This window comes from Agrobacterium sp. S7/73 (genome assembly GCF_019355535.1).
Lineage (GTDB): Bacteria > Pseudomonadota > Alphaproteobacteria > Rhizobiales > Rhizobiaceae > Agrobacterium > Agrobacterium tumefaciens.
This window is the reverse complement of record NZ_CP072137.1, coordinates 687,533-704,509: the sequence shown is the minus strand read 5'-3', so window position 1 is coordinate 704,509 and position 16,977 is coordinate 687,533. Positions and strand designations below refer to the sequence as shown.

General features: G+C 58.9%; 20 protein-coding genes. 15 read left to right on the top strand and 5 right to left on the bottom strand.

Annotated features, from left to right (window positions below):
- The first annotated feature begins 7 nt into the window (after positions 1–7).
- From J5276_RS18150 to J5276_RS18135, 4 genes are all read left to right on the top strand, one after another.
- A complete protein-coding gene (locus J5276_RS18150) occupies positions 8–784 on the top strand; it encodes an N-acetyltransferase (protein WP_013761724.1) in 777 nt (258 codons plus the stop codon).
- Positions 781–1,194, top strand: coding sequence for an 8-oxo-dGTP diphosphatase MutT (gene mutT, locus J5276_RS18145; protein WP_065704347.1), 414 nt, complete (start codon positions 781–783; stop codon positions 1,192–1,194). Before J5276_RS18150 ends, mutT begins: the two co-directional genes overlap by 4 nt.
- Positions 1,195–1,356: 162 nt before the next feature.
- Positions 1,357–1,671, top strand: a complete 315-nt coding sequence (locus J5276_RS18140; protein WP_003511234.1) for a hypothetical protein — start codon at positions 1,357–1,359, stop codon at positions 1,669–1,671.
- 94 nt (positions 1,672–1,765) lie between these two features.
- Positions 1,766–1,957, top strand: a complete 192-nt coding sequence (locus J5276_RS18135) for a Flp family type IVb pilin (RefSeq protein ID WP_153793397.1) — start codon at positions 1,766–1,768, stop codon at positions 1,955–1,957.
- 17 nt (positions 1,958–1,974) lie between these two features.
- Here the strand turns inward: J5276_RS18135 and J5276_RS18130 are convergent, their stop codons facing one another.
- The gene (locus J5276_RS18130) at positions 1,975–2,856 is read right to left on the bottom strand and encodes a methyltransferase domain-containing protein (protein WP_065704534.1); all 882 of its coding nucleotides are present in this window, start codon (positions 2,854–2,856) and stop codon (positions 1,975–1,977) included.
- Positions 2,857–3,057: 201 nt separating this feature from the next.
- On the opposite strand from J5276_RS18130, the gene J5276_RS18125 reads away from it, so the two are divergent.
- From J5276_RS18125 to J5276_RS18110, 4 genes are read left to right on the top strand one after another with little or no spacing between them, the layout of a single operon-like run.
- Positions 3,058–3,792, top strand: coding sequence for a ComF family protein (locus J5276_RS18125; RefSeq protein ID WP_370647634.1), 735 nt, complete (start codon positions 3,058–3,060; stop codon positions 3,790–3,792).
- Between the two features lie 60 nt (positions 3,793–3,852).
- Positions 3,853–4,107, top strand: a complete 255-nt coding sequence (grxC, locus tag J5276_RS18120) for a glutaredoxin 3 (protein WP_003511229.1) — start codon at positions 3,853–3,855, stop codon at positions 4,105–4,107.
- Between the two features lie 29 nt (positions 4,108–4,136).
- Complete coding sequence (locus tag J5276_RS18115) at positions 4,137–4,988, top strand: carbon-nitrogen hydrolase family protein (protein ID WP_003511228.1); 852 nt, start codon at positions 4,137–4,139, stop codon at positions 4,986–4,988.
- A complete protein-coding gene (locus tag J5276_RS18110; RefSeq protein ID WP_174012040.1) occupies positions 4,985–5,413 on the top strand; it encodes a DUF1178 family protein in 429 nt (142 codons plus the stop codon). Before J5276_RS18115 ends, J5276_RS18110 begins: the two co-directional genes overlap by 4 nt.
- An 82-nt stretch (positions 5,414–5,495) precedes the next feature.
- Here the strand turns inward: J5276_RS18110 and ubiG are convergent, their stop codons facing one another.
- Positions 5,496–6,242, bottom strand: coding sequence for a bifunctional 2-polyprenyl-6-hydroxyphenol methylase/3-demethylubiquinol 3-O-methyltransferase UbiG (ubiG, locus tag J5276_RS18105; RefSeq protein WP_026330704.1), 747 nt, complete (start codon positions 6,240–6,242; stop codon positions 5,496–5,498).
- Between the two features lie 258 nt (positions 6,243–6,500).
- On the opposite strand from ubiG, the gene J5276_RS18100 reads away from it, so the two are divergent.
- Complete coding sequence (locus tag J5276_RS18100; protein WP_003511225.1) at positions 6,501–7,304, top strand: SH3 domain-containing protein; 804 nt, start codon at positions 6,501–6,503, stop codon at positions 7,302–7,304.
- Between the two features lie 68 nt (positions 7,305–7,372).
- Here the strand turns inward: J5276_RS18100 and J5276_RS18095 are convergent, their stop codons facing one another.
- Positions 7,373–7,624 (bottom strand): DUF2934 domain-containing protein, encoded by a 252-nt coding sequence (locus J5276_RS18095; protein WP_065704340.1) that lies wholly within the window; start codon positions 7,622–7,624, stop codon positions 7,373–7,375.
- Positions 7,625–7,905: 281 nt separating this feature from the next.
- Between J5276_RS18095 and J5276_RS18090 the strand changes: the two genes are divergently transcribed.
- The 5 genes from J5276_RS18090 to J5276_RS18070 all read left to right on the top strand — a co-directional run bounded on the left by J5276_RS18090 (position 7,906) and on the right by J5276_RS18070 (position 12,955).
- Positions 7,906–8,976: an enoyl-CoA hydratase/isomerase family protein gene (locus J5276_RS18090; protein ID WP_065704338.1), complete on the top strand. Its 1,071-nt coding sequence runs from the start codon at positions 7,906–7,908 to the stop codon at positions 8,974–8,976.
- 173 nt (positions 8,977–9,149) lie between these two features.
- Positions 9,150–10,136: a thiosulfate ABC transporter substrate-binding protein CysP gene (gene cysP / locus J5276_RS18085; protein ID WP_065704336.1), complete on the top strand. Its 987-nt coding sequence runs from the start codon at positions 9,150–9,152 to the stop codon at positions 10,134–10,136.
- A 54-nt stretch (positions 10,137–10,190) separates the two neighbouring features.
- Entirely contained in the window at positions 10,191–11,033 is an 843-nt protein-coding gene (cysT, locus tag J5276_RS18080) for a sulfate ABC transporter permease subunit CysT (RefSeq protein WP_083211639.1), read from the top strand.
- Between the two features lie 3 nt (positions 11,034–11,036).
- Positions 11,037–11,924, top strand: a complete 888-nt coding sequence (gene cysW, locus J5276_RS18075) for a sulfate ABC transporter permease subunit CysW (protein ID WP_174012038.1) — start codon at positions 11,037–11,039, stop codon at positions 11,922–11,924.
- Positions 11,925–11,929: 5 nt separating this feature from the next.
- The gene (locus J5276_RS18070) at positions 11,930–12,955 is read left to right on the top strand and encodes a sulfate/molybdate ABC transporter ATP-binding protein (RefSeq protein WP_003511215.1); all 1,026 of its coding nucleotides are present in this window, start codon (positions 11,930–11,932) and stop codon (positions 12,953–12,955) included.
- Between the two features lie 18 nt (positions 12,956–12,973).
- Here the strand turns inward: J5276_RS18070 and J5276_RS18065 are convergent, their stop codons facing one another.
- Positions 12,974–14,071, bottom strand: coding sequence for a DNA alkylation repair protein (locus J5276_RS18065; RefSeq protein ID WP_174012036.1), 1,098 nt, complete (start codon positions 14,069–14,071; stop codon positions 12,974–12,976).
- A 317-nt stretch (positions 14,072–14,388) separates the two neighbouring features.
- Positions 14,389–15,825 (bottom strand): NAD-dependent succinate-semialdehyde dehydrogenase, encoded by a 1,437-nt coding sequence (locus J5276_RS18060; protein WP_003511213.1) that lies wholly within the window; start codon positions 15,823–15,825, stop codon positions 14,389–14,391.
- 625 nt (positions 15,826–16,450) lie between these two features.
- On the opposite strand from J5276_RS18060, the gene J5276_RS18055 reads away from it, so the two are divergent.
- Positions 16,451–16,957, top strand: a complete 507-nt coding sequence (locus tag J5276_RS18055; RefSeq protein ID WP_003511212.1) for a molybdopterin-dependent oxidoreductase — start codon at positions 16,451–16,453, stop codon at positions 16,955–16,957.
- The last annotated feature ends 20 nt before the right edge of the window (positions 16,958–16,977 follow it).

The following is a 16,977-nucleotide window of genomic DNA, read 5'->3' as shown; positions in this document are numbered from 1 at the left end:
GAAGAGAATGCAGGACAATAAAATCGTCAATCTGCCGCTGGTTCGCCGTCTGGAAGCAGTCAGCTTTCGGGCATGGCCGGCCTCGTCGGTGATTTATGACGGTAGCTGGCAAATCCGCCTGACGGGGTCGCATCCATCCAAACGCATCAATTGCGTGGTGCCGCTCGATCCTTCCGATTATGGAAACTGCGCGGTGCGGCTGGAAAAGGCGCGTAAGCGCTTCGAGGATTTCGGCCGTCCGCTGGTGGTGCGCGAAACGACGCTGATGCCGCCGCAGCTCAAGGATTTTCTGGTAAAGGACGGCTGGTCCATGGTTGAGGAGGTCAAGGTCATGACGGCCGATCTCGCTGGCATGGAACTGCCGGAAACGCTGGTCAGCCTGCCGAGCCACGATATTGGCCGTTTTGTCGAGGCGAGCATCAAGGTCAGCGATGGCGACCCGACCCTGCGCCCGGCGATCGCTGAAATCCTCAGTTCGATCAAGCCGACCCTTGGCCTGTTCATCAACGAAGAAGCAGGGGGCAGCGCACTTGCCACCGTTATCTGCGTGCAGGATAACGATCTTGCCGGCATTCTTTCCCTCGATGTCGAGAAGTCGCAGCGGAAAAAGGGCCTCGGCACGCAGCTGCTGGCGTCAGCACTGCGCTGGGCCCGCATCAGCGGCGCCAAAAGCGCCTGGTTGCAGGTCGTCTCCACAAATGCGCCCGCGATTGCACTTTATGAAAAATTCGGCTTCACCGAGGCCTATTCCTATCGCTACTGGCGCAAGGCTGGTGAAGAATGAGCGAAGCGGGCAAAAAAATCCTGCTGGTTGCCGCCTGCGCCCTTCTCGATCAGGACGGCCGTATTCTTCTGGCGCAACGACCTGAGGGCAAGTCGCTTGCCGGCCTGTGGGAATTTCCAGGCGGCAAGGTGGAACAAGGCGAAACACCGGAGGAGACCCTTGTCCGCGAGCTGGACGAGGAGCTGGGTATCAAGACCAAGATAGCCTGCCTTGCGCCGCTGACGTTCGCCAGCCATACCTACGAGACTTTTCACCTGCTGATGCCGCTTTACGTGTGCCGTCGTTATGAAGGCATGGCCCATGGGCGCGAAGGACAGGCAATTAAATGGGTAAAGCCGCAGGCTCTGCGTGATTATCCGATGCCGCCGGCCGACGAGCCGCTCATCCCCTTCCTTCAGGATTTGATTTAAAGCGACCTACCTGGCGGGTTCCATCCCCTCGCGCAGCCTGTTGAAAACATCCCGTAACTCCGCTTTACCGTGCCAAAACGAGGCTGTGTTAACAGATCGTTCAGCACCCTCTGGCAGATTGTTAAGCTAAAGAAGCGGTAAACTGCGCGTATGAGGTTGGCTATGAACGAGGATTTCTGGAAGACGGTGGAAGGTCGTCAGTCTTACTCCAACAAATCCCGTCGCACCGGCGTTCTTAATGTCGCGCTGCTTTTCGGGACGGCTGTGATTGCTCTTTCCTTGATAGTCACCCCCATGCTTGCCGGAAAATCATCAACGCGCGTCGCGCAGTTCTCCGACAATTACGACATGATAAGCACCGGCTCCATCAAGAAGACCGATGCCGGCAAGACCTATTCCATCCGCCGCAGCATAACCCAGCCGATGCCCGAGATGCCCTGTGTCGTGACGGGCTATAGCAGCGAGAGCGGTTGCTGATCGTTTACCATCATCGGTAACGGATTCCTCATGCCCGTGGCATAGTATAAATTCGATTTTAGCAATATATAATGCCGGTTAGCGTAATCACCGGATGGCGGATGGAGAATATCCCGTGCTGCATTGTTTTATTCGTTTCTTTAAAGACGAAAACGGCGCGACCGCAGTCGAATACGGCCTGATCGTCGGCGTTATTTCCGCCACCATCATCGGTGGCGGAGCCACCATCGGCAGCAACATCAATGCTGTATTCCAGTTCCTCGCCGATACTTTTGCCAACATCTGAGGCCTGCGCTACGCCTATCAGGAAAGCTTGACTTCGGTCGTCTTCAAGGCATCGGCAAGGCGCATTTTGGCGGAACCAGGTTTCAGCGGTTTCTGCTGGCTCTCGTGCGGTGCCCAGCCTGAGACATAGATGATGGAAAACGTGGCTCTGATCCGCCCGTCCGGATCGGAATAACGTTCGGCGTAAAGCTCCGCTGCCCGCAGGAAAAAAGCGCGATTGAGCGGTTTTCTGCTGCGGCTTGCCAGCGGATTGGCCATGCCCATGGCGCGCAGATCGCGCATCAGCGGAAAAATCGAGTCGTAACGCACCGTATAAGTTTCCGCGTCGGTGACGGGAAGCGCAAAACCGGCACGCTGCAACAGTGCGCCAACATCGCGCACATCGGCAAAGGGAATGACGCGCGGGCTGGCGCCGCCGGTCAACTCGGCTTCTGCCGTCAACAGCACGTCGCGCAGTTCCTGCAATGTGCCGCTGCCGGGAATGGCTCCGAGAAACAGCCCGTCCGGCTTTAACGCCCGCCTTATCTGGATCAACGCACCGGGGGTGTCGTTGGTGAGGTGGAGGGCAAGCGGGGAAACAATGAGATTGGCGGAGGCTTCTTCGAGCGGCAGATGCTCCATGGAGGCCACCTGCGGCAGATTCCCATCCGTCGCAAAGGAGGTATCCGTCTCGATACGGCGGATGGATTCCACCTTGCCCGTCTCAGTCACACGCCGGGCGGTGATGCCCGTCCCGCCGTGCAGTTCGATTGCGGTCTCGAAACGGCGCTCGACGATGGCGAGCCTGTCGGCAAACTCGTCGGCGGCCATGTCGAGAAGAAACAGGGCCTTGTCGTCACGCCGGTTCCACGCCCGGCGGCGATTTTGTTCGATCAGGGCCTGGTCAAAGAGAATATCCATCGTCGTGCCTGCTCGGCCTGTAGCGCCTTTGGGATCGGCGGGCCGCATCGTTGCTGTCATGCCGCTTCGGGCATTGTTTTTCCGGTCAGAGGCCGAAACATATCTCTCTCGCAAAGGCACCCGTTCGGCGCTAAAGTCAACCTCATGGGCGCTGGTGAAGATTTGTTTTCGGGATTGCTGTCGAAGTCCGCGACGGTGTCGATGGCGGCACGCAGCGTGTTGCACTCGGCCTTCCGCATGGTCTATCCTCCCACTTGCGCAGGGTGTTCCCGCATGACCGGCGGCGAGGGTGCCCTGTGTGCGGATTGCTGGCGGGATGTGGCCTTTATCGATCGGCCTTTTTGCGAGGTTCTGGGTATCCCCTTCGCCCGGGATCACGGCGCGGGTATTGTGAGCGCACAAGCCATCGCCGACCCACCGCCTTTCGACCGTTTGCGTGCTGTTGCCAGCCATGAGGGAACCGCGCGTAAACTCGTACACCGGCTGAAATATCAGGACCGGACCGATCTTGCGCGTTTCATGGCGCTGTGGATGCTGCGGGCAAGCGACGGAACGGTTGATAGCTGCGACTGTATCTTGCCGGTTCCGCTGCATCGCCACCGCTTCTGGCGTCGCCGTTTCAACCAGTCCGCTGAGCTCGCACGGCATCTGGCCAAGGCCACCGGCAAACCGCTGCTTGCCGGCACGCTGGTGCGCGTGAAGCCGACCGAGCGGCAGGTGGGGCTTTCAGCGCTTGCCCGGCAGGACAATGTGCGGGGTGCTTTTGCAATAGCGCCCGGCCGAAAAACCGATGTTTATGGCAAGCGAGTGGTGCTGGTGGATGATGTTTATACCACTGGTGCGACGGTGGGCGCGGCAAGTCGCGTCTTGCGGAAGGCGGGTGCTACGGATGTGACCGTTTTGACCTTTGCAATGGCCATTTCCGGTCCTATATGAAGCCTGAATGAAACGAGGATATCGTGCGTTTCAGCACACGTTTGCGAGGCTTCGAAATACATGGCACCGGTAACGATCTATACACGGGATTTTTGTGGTTATTGCGCGCGCGCCAAGGCGTTGCTGGACAGCAAGGGCGTCGATTACGCCGAATATAACGCGACGACGACGCCGGAGTACCGGCAGGAAATGATCGAGAAATCCGGCGGAACGACCTTCCCGCAAATCTTCATCAACGGCCAGCATATCGGCGGTTGCGACGATCTACATGCACTGGAGCGTGCTGGCAAACTCGACGTTATGCTTGCCGCTTAATCGGCTCGATTTTCGATACGGAGGACGTGATGATTTTCAAGGCTGCCGCCATTCAGATGCGCTCGGGTGTCGATACGGTGAAAAATGCCGCCGATATGGAGCGCCTGGTACGTGTTGCTGCGGCTGCGGGCGCTGTCTATGTTCAGACGCCGGAAATGACCGGCGCTCTCCAGAAGGACAGGCAGGCGCTTCGCGCCCAGCTGCGTGACGACGATGGCGATATCATCGTTGCGACCGCCGCGCGGCTGGCACGCGAACTCGGCATCCATGTCCATGTCGGCTCGACAGCGATTGCCCGCCCGGATGGCAAGATTGCCAATCGCGGTTTTCTGTTTGCGCCTGACGGTTCGCGTATCTGCAGCTATGACAAGATCCATATGTTCGATGTCGATCTCGACAATGGCGAAAGCTGGCGCGAAAGTGCGGCTTACGAACCCGGCGCTGTCGCTCGCGTTGCTGAGCTGCCACTGGGGAAATTCGGCTTTGCGATCTGCTACGATGTGCGCTTCCCGCAGCTTTTCCGGGCGGAGGCACTCGCCGGCGCCGAGGTTCTGACGGTTCCGGCCGCCTTCACCCGCCAGACAGGGGAAGCCCACTGGGAAATTCTGCTGCGTGCCCGCGCCATTGAAAACGGCGCTTTCGTCATTGCCGCCGCACAGGCCGGCCTGCATGAGGACGGGCGGGTCACGTTCGGCCATTCCATCATCATCGACCCCTGGGGCAAGGTGCTGGCAATGGCCGGTGGCGCCGGGGAAGAGATCATTTTCGCAGAGATCGACACGTCTCTCGTGGCTGCCGCGCGCGGGAAAATCCCCAATCTGCGCAATGCCCGCGAGTTCGGACTGGACACGGTTATTCCTGCTGGAGGTGAGGCGGCGTGATCCGTTATGCGTTGGCCTGTGAAAAGGGCCATGAGTTCGAAGGCTGGTTTTCCGGAAGCGACGATTTCGACAATCAGTTGCAGCGCGGCTTCCTGTCCTGCCCGATGTGCAATTCCCCGCAGGTTTCCAAACTTCTGATGGCGCCTTCGGTCTCCACCGCCCGCAAAAAAGACGAACGCCAGACGCTCGCCATGGACGCGGCCAGAAAAGAGGCGCTCGCAAAAATCCGCGAAGCGGTCGCCAATATCTGCGCGAATGCGGAAGATGTCGGCGATAAATTTCCCGAAGAAGCCCGCAAGATCCATTATGGCGAGGCCGACGAACGCGGCATCATCGGCCACGCGTCTGCCCAGGACGCGAAGGCCCTGATTGACGAGGGCATCGAGATTGCACCGTTGCCGGTGCTGCCCGATGATGTGAATTGAGTTTGCCTACGATTTTGATGACGTCCACCACTTAGGGCGACGTCATCCGTCGTTCATGACCGGCGAATTGGGTGCGCTGGCTTTATGCGGGTCTTTTCGCCAGCATCATGTAGTTGACTTCCATGTCCGGCGAGAGGTTCCAGCGGTCCTGCAATACGTTGTAGAAGACGCCGGTACGGTGGACGATATCCATGCCGCTGGCCACCAGCGGCCGTTCAAGCTCATCCGGGCGAACCAGCTTCTCATATTGGTGGGTGCCGCGCGGCAGCCAGCGCAATACGTTTTCGGCGGCGAAGATCGCGAGCGCGCGGGCTTTCAGCGTGCGGTTGATGGTGGCGGCGAACATCAGCCCGCCGGGGCGCACCATTTTCGCGCAGGTGGTGACGAAGAGATCGACATTGGCCACATGCTCGACCACTTCCATGTTGAGGACGACGTCGAAGGTTTCGCCCGCCTCCAGCAACTGTTCGGCGGTCACGGCGCGGTAGTCGACGCTGACACCGCTTTCACGGGCGTGGGTGGAGGCGATGCCGATATTCTTTTCTGAAGGGTCGGCGCCCACCACGTCCGCGCCCATGCGCGCCACGGGTTCGGAAAGCAGGCCGCCGCCGCAGCCGATATCCAGCACACGCAGCCCTTCAAGCGGGCGGTGCGCCTTCGGGTCGCGGCCGAAATTATCGCAGATGCGGTTGCGGATATATTCAAGCCGCACCGGGTTGAATTTGTGCAGCGGCCGGAACTTGCCCGTCGGGCTCCACCATTCCGCAGCCATCGCGGAGAAGCGATCCACTTCGCTCTGGTCGACGGTCGTCTGTGCGGTTTCGCTCATGGTTATGCTCCATATTGCTGTTGCATTGAAGTCGGATGATTGATCCCCGAAGTCAAGACCGGCGGCACATTCCGTCGGCAAATTCCCGGGTGCTTCATTGCCGCAGGTGGAACTGAAACGGGTTGCAATTTGTTTCATGCTGCGTTCATGGAACACGGCGTATTTTCCAGTCATGGCAGTATGTGGAACGCATGCTCGTCCATCGAAATCGATGGACGCCGACAAGGGCAAAGCGGGCTTTTGCTTGAGGAGAAGTAAGTGAAGAAAAAACTGTTTGGCGCAATTGCGCTGGTGGCCATGCTCGCCGCGCCGGCCCTTGCCGAAGCTGCGACTCGCGGCTTTGCCACCGCGAATGTGAATATGCGCTCCGGTCCGAGCACAGCCTATCCGGCCGTGGTCGTGATCCCGGTCGGCGCACCATTGACGGTACATGGCTGCCTGTCCGATACGCCGTGGTGCGACGTCTCTTTCGTCAGCGGTCGTGGTTGGGTCGCCGGTCGTTACATCCAGACGACGTTCAGGCAGAACCGGGTCTACGTTGAGCCGCGTTATTACCGCGATCTCGGCGTTCCCGTGATCACCTTCGAAGCCGGTCGTTATTGGGACCGTTATTATCGTGACCGTGACTTCTACCGCGAGCGTGACCGCTGGCGTCGTCCGCCGCCATCAGGCGGTTACTGGAATGCTGCGCCTCCGCCGCCGCGCGGTGACTGGGAACGCCCGCGTCCGCGCGACGAATGGCGTGATGGCCGCCGGGATGAATGGCGCGATCCGCGTCAGGGCGGTGGACCGAATGATGGCCGCTGGGAGCGCCGTTACGGCGACTGGAACCAGGGTGACAGAAACCGGGGCGATGGAAACCAGGACAGGCCGCGTCGAGATGGTGACCGTCCTCGGTTCGAGGAAGAAAATCGCGACCGCAATCGCGATCGCCAACCAAATCAGGACGAAGGCCAGCGTCGTCCGGAGCGCCGCCAGTGGGATGATCCACGCCGCGCGCCCGCTTCGGAAAACTTTCAGGGCGGTTGCCGGGTCGGTGATCCCGGTTGCGATCCGCGATAAACAGACAAAGCCCGGCGAGATTTCGTCGGGCTTTTCATTTGCCGGTTCAGATTGTCACGAGAGTACTTTTATTTCGCGGTTGCGGCCTTGCGTGCGCGGGCCTTGGATTTTGCGGGGGCTTGTGCCTCCGGCTCCGCAGCAGCGGTCTTCGGCGCTGCTTTCTTGCGCTGGGCAGGCTTGGTCGCCTCCGACGTCTTCAGCAGCGAAAATTCATGCTTTGCCTGTTCCCAATGGTCCGCGTCACGGCCATGAGGATGGCCTTCCTTTTCCCAAAGTGTATAGGCCCGTTTGCTGATCCACTCTTGTTCCGAAACCTGCATGCTCGTCTCCCGTTGCTGTTGACAACGCCTTTGACAAGGCGACATTCCGCTTGGTCCGGCACACGCTCGACAGGAATCAATGCCGGCATTTCAAACTCCATTACATGCCATGATTTTCCGGGCGTCAAGCAAACATGCTGCATTGCGAAAGCGGATTTCAGGCATTTTACGCGGGTGAAAGCGGTTTGAGCGAAAGACGTTCCTGAAGGACAAGATCAACGTTGCGTGATCGCGCCCGGACCTCCAAGATGGGCTGGTGAACGGTAGCGGAGGAGGCGACCTTGGAAGTTGCAACGGAAGCGGAGACGCAGGTCGTCATCGAGAGACGGGTAGGGGCGGGCATCATCCACCTGAACCGTCCGAAAGCCATCAACAGCCTGACGCTGCCGATGGTTCGTGCCATGCTCCAGGCGCTTCACCGTTTCGAGGATGACCCTGACGTTTCCTGCGTGGTGCTGACAGGAGAAGGCGACAGGGGGCTGTGTGCGGGGGGTGACGTTCGCATCATTCACGATCTCGGCAAAGCGGGCGATCCGCAGGTGCTGGATTTCTGGCGCGAAGAGTTTCCGCTGAATTATCACATTGCCCGCTTTGGTAAACCTTATGTCGCGTTGATGGACGGCATCGTCATGGGTGGCGGCGTCGGCATTTCCGCCCATGCCAGCCACCGCATCGTCACCGAGCGGACGAAGCTTGCCATGCCGGAAACCGGTATCGGCTATTTCCCTGACGTCGGCGGTTCCTGGCTTTTGCCCAGAGCGCCGGGCGAATGCGGCACCTGGCTGGGGCTGACAGGCAATGCGGTCTCTGCTGCCGATGCGATCTATGCCGGTTTTGCCGATTATTTCGTCCCTTCTGCGCGCCTTACAGATTTGGTGCAGAATCTATCACAAGCGCTCGATCCTGATGGTGTCGAGGCGGTAATCGGAACTTATACCGTCGAAGCTGGTGAGGGGGGCCTGTCGGCACACCGTGAGATCATCGACGCGGCATTCCGTTTCGACACGGTCGAGGAGATTTTCGCAGCACTTTCGGAGCGTGACGATACGTTTTCGCGCGAGACTCTGGAAATTCTCAAAAAACGCTCCCCTACCAGTCTCAAACTAACCCTGAAGCTGCTGCGTCTGGGGCGGGAAAGCGCCAGCCTCATCGAATGCCTCGAACGGGAATTTGCCGCCGGCACGGAGATATTGCGGGGTCATGATTTTTATGAGGGCGTGCGTGCGGCCCTGGTCGACAAGGACCGCAATCCGCGCTGGCGACCGGCACAGCTGGAAGAGGTGCGTGAAGAAGACCTTCTGCCATATTTTACCAAACATTCCGGTAATCTCTTTCCCGAGCACCGCCTTTAGATTGCGCAACGCAAAAGAAATCCGGCTTGCGGAGATATATGAAATCATCACCTTTTGAATTGCTGTTGCTTGGGTGAAATTTCTAATACGCTTCTGCTTAACGCACGGCTGTTGCTCGCAGGCGTTGTCGCCCCCCGTTATGTTGACGACCATTCGATTTTCCGGGGGTATTCATGAAACGTCTTCTCATCGTCGGCACTGCCATTGCCGCTCTTTTTGCAGGTGCGGCGCAGGCGCAGTCTCCGACCACCATTCTCAACGCCTCCTACGATGTTGCCCGTGAGGTTTTCGCAGCCGAGAACGAGGCTTTCATCAAGCTGCATCCGGGTATCACGGTTGATCAGTCGCACGCCGGCACCTCCAAGCAGGCGCGTGCCATCGTTGAGGGTCTGGAAGCCGATGTCGTCACCTTCAACCAGGTAACGGATGTCGATTTTCTGGTGAAGCAGGGTTTCGTTTCCGCCGACTGGCAGAAGGATTTCGCAAACGACGCCTCGCCGTTCTATTCCTTCCCGTCTTTCCTCGTGCGTGCCGGTAATCCCAAGCACATCAAGGACTGGGACGATCTTGCCCGTGACGACGTGAAGGTGGTTTTCCCCAATCCGAAGACCTCGGGTAACGCCCGTTACACCTATCTCGCCGCCACGGCCTATGCCAAGGAGAAGTTCAACGGCGACGAGAAGAAGGTTCAGGAATTCGTCAAGAAAATCTTCGACAACACCCCTGTTTTCGACACCGGAGGCCGCGCCGCCACCACCACCTTCGTGGAACGTGAAATCGGCGACGTGCTGATCACCTTCGAAGCCGAGACCCGCGGCATTGCCAAGCAATATGGCGCCGACAAGGTTGAAGGCGTGGTGCCTTCCGTCAGCCTGCTCGCCGAATTCCCGGTCGCCGTGGTGGACAAGGTGGTCGACAAGCGCGGCTCGCGCGAGCTGGCGAAGAGCTACCTCGATTTCCTCTATACCGAAGAGGGCCAGCGCATTGCTGCCGAATTCGGCCATCGCGTTCACAACGAAAAGGTTGTCGGCGAGTTCAAGGACAAGTTCCCGGCCATTCGCCTCGTCAATGTCAATGACGTCTTCGGCGGCTGGAATAAAATCCAGAAAGAGCATTTTGCGTCCGGCGCGACGCTTGATACGCTCTACGGCAGCCGTTAATCACGACGATATGCAACAGGTAAAAGACCCGGCGGGAAACTGCCGGGTCGCTTTATGATGAATTGGGGGCGGGGTTTGAAGCGGAATGTTCTGCCGGGGCTTAAATTGTCCCTCGGCGTTACCCTCACTTACGTCGCCATCATCGTGCTTCTGCCGCTCTCGGCGCTGGTGTTCAAGGCGGCGAGCCTCGGGCCAGCCGAATATTGGGCCATTATCTCTTCGCCGCGCGCTGTTGCGAGCTATCGCGTCACGGTGCTCTGCGCTCTCGCCGCGACCTTGTTCAACGTCGTTTTCGGACTGGCGCTCGCCTGGGTGCTGACGCGTTACCGTTTCCCCGGCTGGCGCCTTGTCGATGCCATTGTCGATCTGCCTTTTGCGCTTCCCACCGCCGTTGCCGGCATTGCGCTGACGACGCTGTTTGCGGGTAACGGCTGGTTCGGCTCGGTGCTTGCGCAATTCGGCATCAAGGTTGCCTATACGCCGCTCGGCATCATGGTGGCGATGGCCTTTACCAGTCTACCCTTCATCGTGCGCACCGTGCAGCCGGTGCTCGAAGACCTCGATCCGGCATTGGAGGAGGCGGCGCAATCGCTCGGCGGTTCCGATCTAGAAATCTTCCGCAAGGTCATCCTGCCGCTTCTGACGCCAGCTCTGCTGGCCGGTCTCTCGCTCTCTTTCGCGCGCAGCCTCGGTGAGTTCGGCGCCATCATTTTCATTGCCGGCAACCAGCCGTTTTCAACGGAAATTACGGCACTGCTGATCTTCATCCGGCTGGAGGAATATGATTATCAGGCCGCCGCCGCCATCGCCTCCGTGCTGCTCATTGCGGCCTTCGTCATGTTGGCGGTGACCAATTACCTGCAGGCGCGTGCGCTTCGTTATACGGTGAGGAGCTGAGACATGAGCGCCATTTCCTCGCATCGCAAGCCACCGCGCGTCGGTGACGCGCCCTGGGTTCGCCGTAGCCTGATCGCTTTTGTGCTCGTCATCGGCGCGTTCCTGGTTGTCGCTCCTCTGACCATCATCGGGGTCGAGGCTTTTTCGCAGGGGTGGAAGGTCTATTCAGCGACCATCACCCACCCCGATACCCGCCACGCCATCATGCTGACGGTGCTGACGGCGCTGATTGCGGTGCCGATCAACACGGCCTTCGGCGTCGCAGCCGCATGGGCGATCACTAAATTCGATTTTCCCGGCCGGCGCTTCCTGCTGGTGCTGATCGAGATACCCTTCTCCATCTCGCCGATCGTCGCCGGTGTCGCCTATCTCTTCGTTTATGGGCTGCAGGGGCTGTTTGGGCCGTTCCTCGATGCGCACAATATCAAGATACTCTTTGCACTACCCGGCATCGTCATCGCGTCGATGTTCGTCACGGCACCCTTCGTGGCGCGCGAGCTGATCCCATTGATGCAGGCGCAGGGCCGCGATCTGGAGGAGGCGGCCACCTCGCTTGGCGCATCCGGCTGGCGCACCTTCTTTTCGGTGACGCTACCGAATATCAAATGGGCACTGCTCTACGGCGTCGTTCTGTGCAACGCCCGCGTCATGGGTGAATTTGGCGCGGTGTCGGTCGTGTCAGGCAATATTCGCGGCCAGACCAACACGCTGCCGCTGCATATCGAGCTGCTTTATCACGATTACCAGACGGCGGGCGCCTTTGCGTCGGCCTCCATCCTCGCTCTGCTCGCTGTCATCACCATCATCGCCAAGGTGGCGCTGGAACGGCGCGGCGCCGGGCGCGGGGCCAAGAAGACCAGCGGCGGTGCCGCCATCGCCATGGAGACCTGATTCCCATGAAAATCCGCCTCGAAAATGTGGTGAAGACTTTCGATACCTTCCGCGCGGTGCGCGATGTTTCGCTCGATATTGAAAGTGGCGAGCTTCTGGCGCTGCTCGGCCCCTCCGGTTCAGGCAAGACGACGATCCTGCGCATGGTCGCCGGTCTCGAATATAGCGATGGCGGCCGCATCTTTTTTGGAGACGAAGACGCCACCAATATTCCGGTGCGCGATCGCGGCGTCGGTTTCGTGTTCCAGCACTACGCACTTTTTCCGCATATGACGCTGCATGAAAACATCGCGTTCGGCATGAAGGTGTCGAAGGTGAAGCGCGACAAGGCCGCGATCGATGCGCGGGTCAGGGAACTGTTGAACTTGGTCAAGCTTGACGGTCTGGGCGACCGGTTCCCGGCGCAGATTTCCGGTGGGCAGCGGCAGCGTGTGGCGCTGGCCCGTGCGCTTTCGGTCGATCCCAAAGTGCTTCTACTGGATGAGCCCTTCGGCGCGCTGGATGCCAATGTGCGCCGCGACCTGCGCCGCTGGCTGCGTGAAATTCACGGCGCGCTGGGCATTACCACGATTTTCGTGACGCATGATCAGGAAGAGGCACTGGATCTCGCTGACCGCGTCGTCATCCTCAATCAGGGCGAGATCGTGCAACAGGGCACGCCGAAGGAAGTCTGCCGCCAGCCGAACAGCGCCTTCGTCATGCGCTTTCTCGGCGATGCCAACCGTGTGTCCGGCGTGGCGCGCGGCGGAAAGGTCTATGTCGGTGACAACGAACTGCCTTTCTCCTACGGTCAGGCAGATGGCGCCGTCGAGATCTATGCCCGTCCCTCCGACCTGGAATGGGAAGATCTGCACGAGGGCATTCCAGCCTCGGTTTCGCGGGTTCTCGACCGGGCAGGCGAGCGGCGGGTGATCGCCAGCACAGATGGCGGCGATCTCCTGGAATTCGACGTGCCGCCGGAAAATGATGTCGCGGCAGGCGATCGCGGTTCCGTCATCATCCGCCGTGCGAAGATTTTCCCGGCGGCTTGAGGGACGCTCTCGCCAGCTTCATATCAGCAGTTCGAAAGAGGCCTCGGCCGCCAGCCTGCCGTTGACCATCAGGTCAACCTTGTGAACACCCGCATAGTGCTTGCGGGTGGTGAAATCACGCATGGCGCGGCTTATCGAGAGCGCGCATGTTTCGCCCGGCTGCAACTCGATTTCTTTCCACTTGAAGACTTTCGCGGAGGCGTCACCGCTCTTTTTCACGTAATGCACGGCATAATCGATCACCAGCTTCTGCGGGCTTTCTGCCGTCGAGGTGAAAGAAGCTGAAATCCGCACCGGATTACCGAGAGCGACCCTTTCAGGAGAAACCTGAAACGCCGAGAGTGCGATCTGAGCCTCCTTATGGGCACCGAAATGGGCGAGCGCGGCAGCGTCACCTTTCTTGGCCAGAGTGCGCAAGGCCTGCCGCACGATCCAGCGTGTATGCGGGTTTTCCTTCGGCCATGTGTCGATGAGCGCCAGCACGAAAGCGGGATTGTCCTTGGTGATGTCGTTCAGATGATTGGCGACGGATTTGCGCACGTAAAGCGCCTCGTCAGCTTTCATGGCATCAAGGATCGCGGTGACCGGTGAGGGATCATCGATCAGGGCTTTGAGCTGGAACGACCAAGGCAGGCGCGGCCGGCAGCCTTCGCTCGCCAGCCTCCGCACATGCTCGTTGTCATGTTGCGACCATGTTTCCATCACGGCAAGTGTTCGGGCCAGATCCCTTTGCAGGAAATGGCGGATGGCAAATTCCGAGGAGCCGAAACGGGTGAAATATTGCAGCGCCTGCATGGAAAGATCGAAATCGTCGAGACCGTAAAGCGCCACATATTCTGGCAGCGAAATGGATGCGAAACCGTTGCCTATTCCGGGTGCTGCGGCTGTCAGAATTTCGATGTTGCGGGCATAGTCGCCGGGAAGCGTGGCGTGCAGGCTGGTCGCCACCTGCCGCATGCGCTGCATGATGCCCAGCGCTTCGAGATTTGTCGTGGCAAGCGCCATGAAGGCGGGAACATCGAAAGGCGCATGAACGGCTTTGGTCTGATCGGCGATGTGTCGCAGTTTTTCGTGGTTGAAGATTTCCTTCAACGCGGGTGCCGCTGTCTCGCTCATAGTACCTCTCTAAGTTCACTTTTTGTTCTTTTAGGGCATGATGAGGACGGAGGCAAGGGAGGTGGTACTACCGAAGAAAAGACATAGCAGATCTTGCTTCTTCACAGATTGACGAAGGTCTTTCACTCCGTCATTCCGGGCTTGACCCGGCATCCGGCCACTGGGCGCCTGCGCGGTGAATAGTCTTTTGCGGTCAATGACTTGATCGCGCTGGACCCCGGATCTAGTCCGGGGTGACGACGCGTGGAGATTCCGAGTTCGCCAAATTCAGGTTCAGGGCGGATATTGTCATCCGCCCTGAGCTTGCATCCAAAGCTTCAGCTCATCTGGCTGACGAATTTCGTCTCCAGATAGGCCTGAACCGCCTCCGAACCGCCCTCCGTGCCATAACCGGAATCCTTGACGCCGCCGAAGGGGACTTCGGGAAGCGCAAGGCCGTTGTGGTTGATGGTCAGCATGCCCGCCTCGACCTGGTGGCCGAGCGCATGCGCTGTCTTGACCGAGCTGGTAAAGGCGTAGGAGGCAAGGCCGAAAGGCAGGCGGTTCGCTTCGTTGATGGCATCATCGAATGTCGAGAAGCGGTTGATGATGGCGACGGGACCGAAGGGCTCGTCGTTCATGATCTTGGCTGTCACGGGCACGTTGGCGAGCACCGTGGGCTCGAAGAAGTTGCCCTTGTTGCCGATGCGGCGGCCACCGGTCTTCAGTTCCGCGCCATGGGAAACGGCGTCGTTGATCAGGCCTTCCAGCGCTGGGATGCGGCGCTCATTGGCGAGCGGCCCCATGACGACACCTTCTTCCAGGCCGTTGCCGACCTTGATCGCCTTCGTGGCTTCCACGAAACCTTCAAGGAAGCGATCCGCCACACCGTCCTGCACGAGGAAGCGGGTGGGAGCGACGCAGACCTGACCGGCATTGCGGAACTTGGCAAGCGAGGTCACCTCGATCGCTTTTTCGATATCGGCATCGTCAAAGATCATCACTGGCGCATGACCGCCGAGTTCCATCGTGGCGCGCTTCATGTGCTTGCCGGCAAGGGCTGCCAGATGTTTGCCGATCGGCGTGGAGCCGGTGAAGGAAATCTTGCGGATGACCGGATGCGGGATCAGATATTCCGAAATCTCGGATGGCACGCCGTAAACGAGACCGATGACACCCGCCGGCACGCCCGCATCCACAAACGCTCGGATCAGTTCCGCCGGCGATGCCGGTGTTTCTTCCGGGGCCTTGACGATGATGGAGCAGCCCGTGGCAAGGGCAGCCGAAAGCTTGCGGACGATCTGGTTGATCGGGAAGTTCCATGGCGTAAACGCCGCGACGGGACCAACCGGCAGCTTGATGGCAAGCTGGGAAACGCCGGTTGCACGCGCCGGAATGACCTGGCCGTAGGTGCGACGTGCTTCTTCGGCGAACCAGTCGATGGTATCGGCGGCGCCCATGATTTCGGTTGCCGATTGCGACAGCGGCTTGCCCTGCTCGCGGGTCATTATATAGGCGATCTTGTCCTTGCGCTCGCGCAGGATATCGGCTGCCCTGCGCATGATCTTGGAACGCTCGAATGGCGAGGTGTCGCGCCAGACCTTGAAGCCACGCTCGGCGGCGGCAAGCGCGAGATCTAGGTCCGCCTTTTCGGCATGGGCGATCGCGCCGATGATTTCGTCGGTCGCAGGGTCGGATACGGCGATCGTCTTGCCGGAAACGGCGTCTCGCCATTCGCCATCAATGAGAAGTTTGATGTCGGGATAGGTGTGCATAGGGACTACCTTCATGATGTGGCCGATACGGCAGGGTGCCGTCCAGCCCGGAGACGTGAACAGAATTTTCCTGACCGGACTATATCCGGTATCGCCGCTTGCGCTGCGCGGAACGGGCGTCTGGGCATTTCCGGCAAGAGGAAGCTGAAAATGCCGGAAACGGAAATGACAGCTCTTATATTAAGTTGCGTACGGTATGTTTCAACCGTTCGCTCTGGCAATCGCCATGATTTTTCTGTGATGCGAAACTTGTCTCTCGGCTTTCCTGCCTGACAGGCAGGCGGATGCCGAACGCGCATTGGTCTTGTCCGATACGCGCGAATCATGTGTTGCTGTTGTTAAGCAATCACGCATATGCCGCAATTTGGCCTTTGTCGCACCAGACGGATTGATACGAAGACGTAACTTGTAGTGTTGCTTGCGTCATAACAGGGCGTGAAGTGTAAAAAAGTACAATAAGACGGAAAAATTATCCAAACGGTTTACTCAAAACCTAGAGAAAATACGGATAAAATCTCACTAAGGATATAACATTCATTCCTGATATATATTGCGAGCGTCGGTTCCCTTGACCCTCAGAGGTTGGCGAAAACCCCTCGACCTGAACGCTAGATGGAGAAAGAGTATGAGTTTCGCCCGGGTACTTCTCAGTGCGTTTCTGTCGCTCATGTGGCTTTCCTGTGCCGAGGCCGGGACGATCGCCAAGCCGCAAGGCAAGCCGATATTGACCATCTCCGGAAACATCACCAACACCAATGCCGATGGCGCTGCGGTATTCGATCGCGACATGCTGGAGGGATTGGGCATGGTGACGGTGGAGACCACGACGCCCTGGCACGATGGCCGCGTTCGTTTTGACGGCGTGTCACTGGCAAAGTTGATGGATCTCGTCGGCGCAAAAGGCACCAGCGTAACGGCAGTTGCACTCAACGATTATGTGAGCACCATACCGGTTGAGGATTTTAAGAAATTTAACGTTATCCTCGCGATCAAGCTGGATGGCAACTACATGACAGTTCGCGAAAAGGGTCCGCTGTTTGTCATCTATCCCTATGATAGCGACCCGGAATTGCAGAAGCAGACCTATTATTCGCGGTCCGCATGGCAAGTTGCCAAATTGATAGTGGAATAAAGGTGCCGTTTGCGAAAACT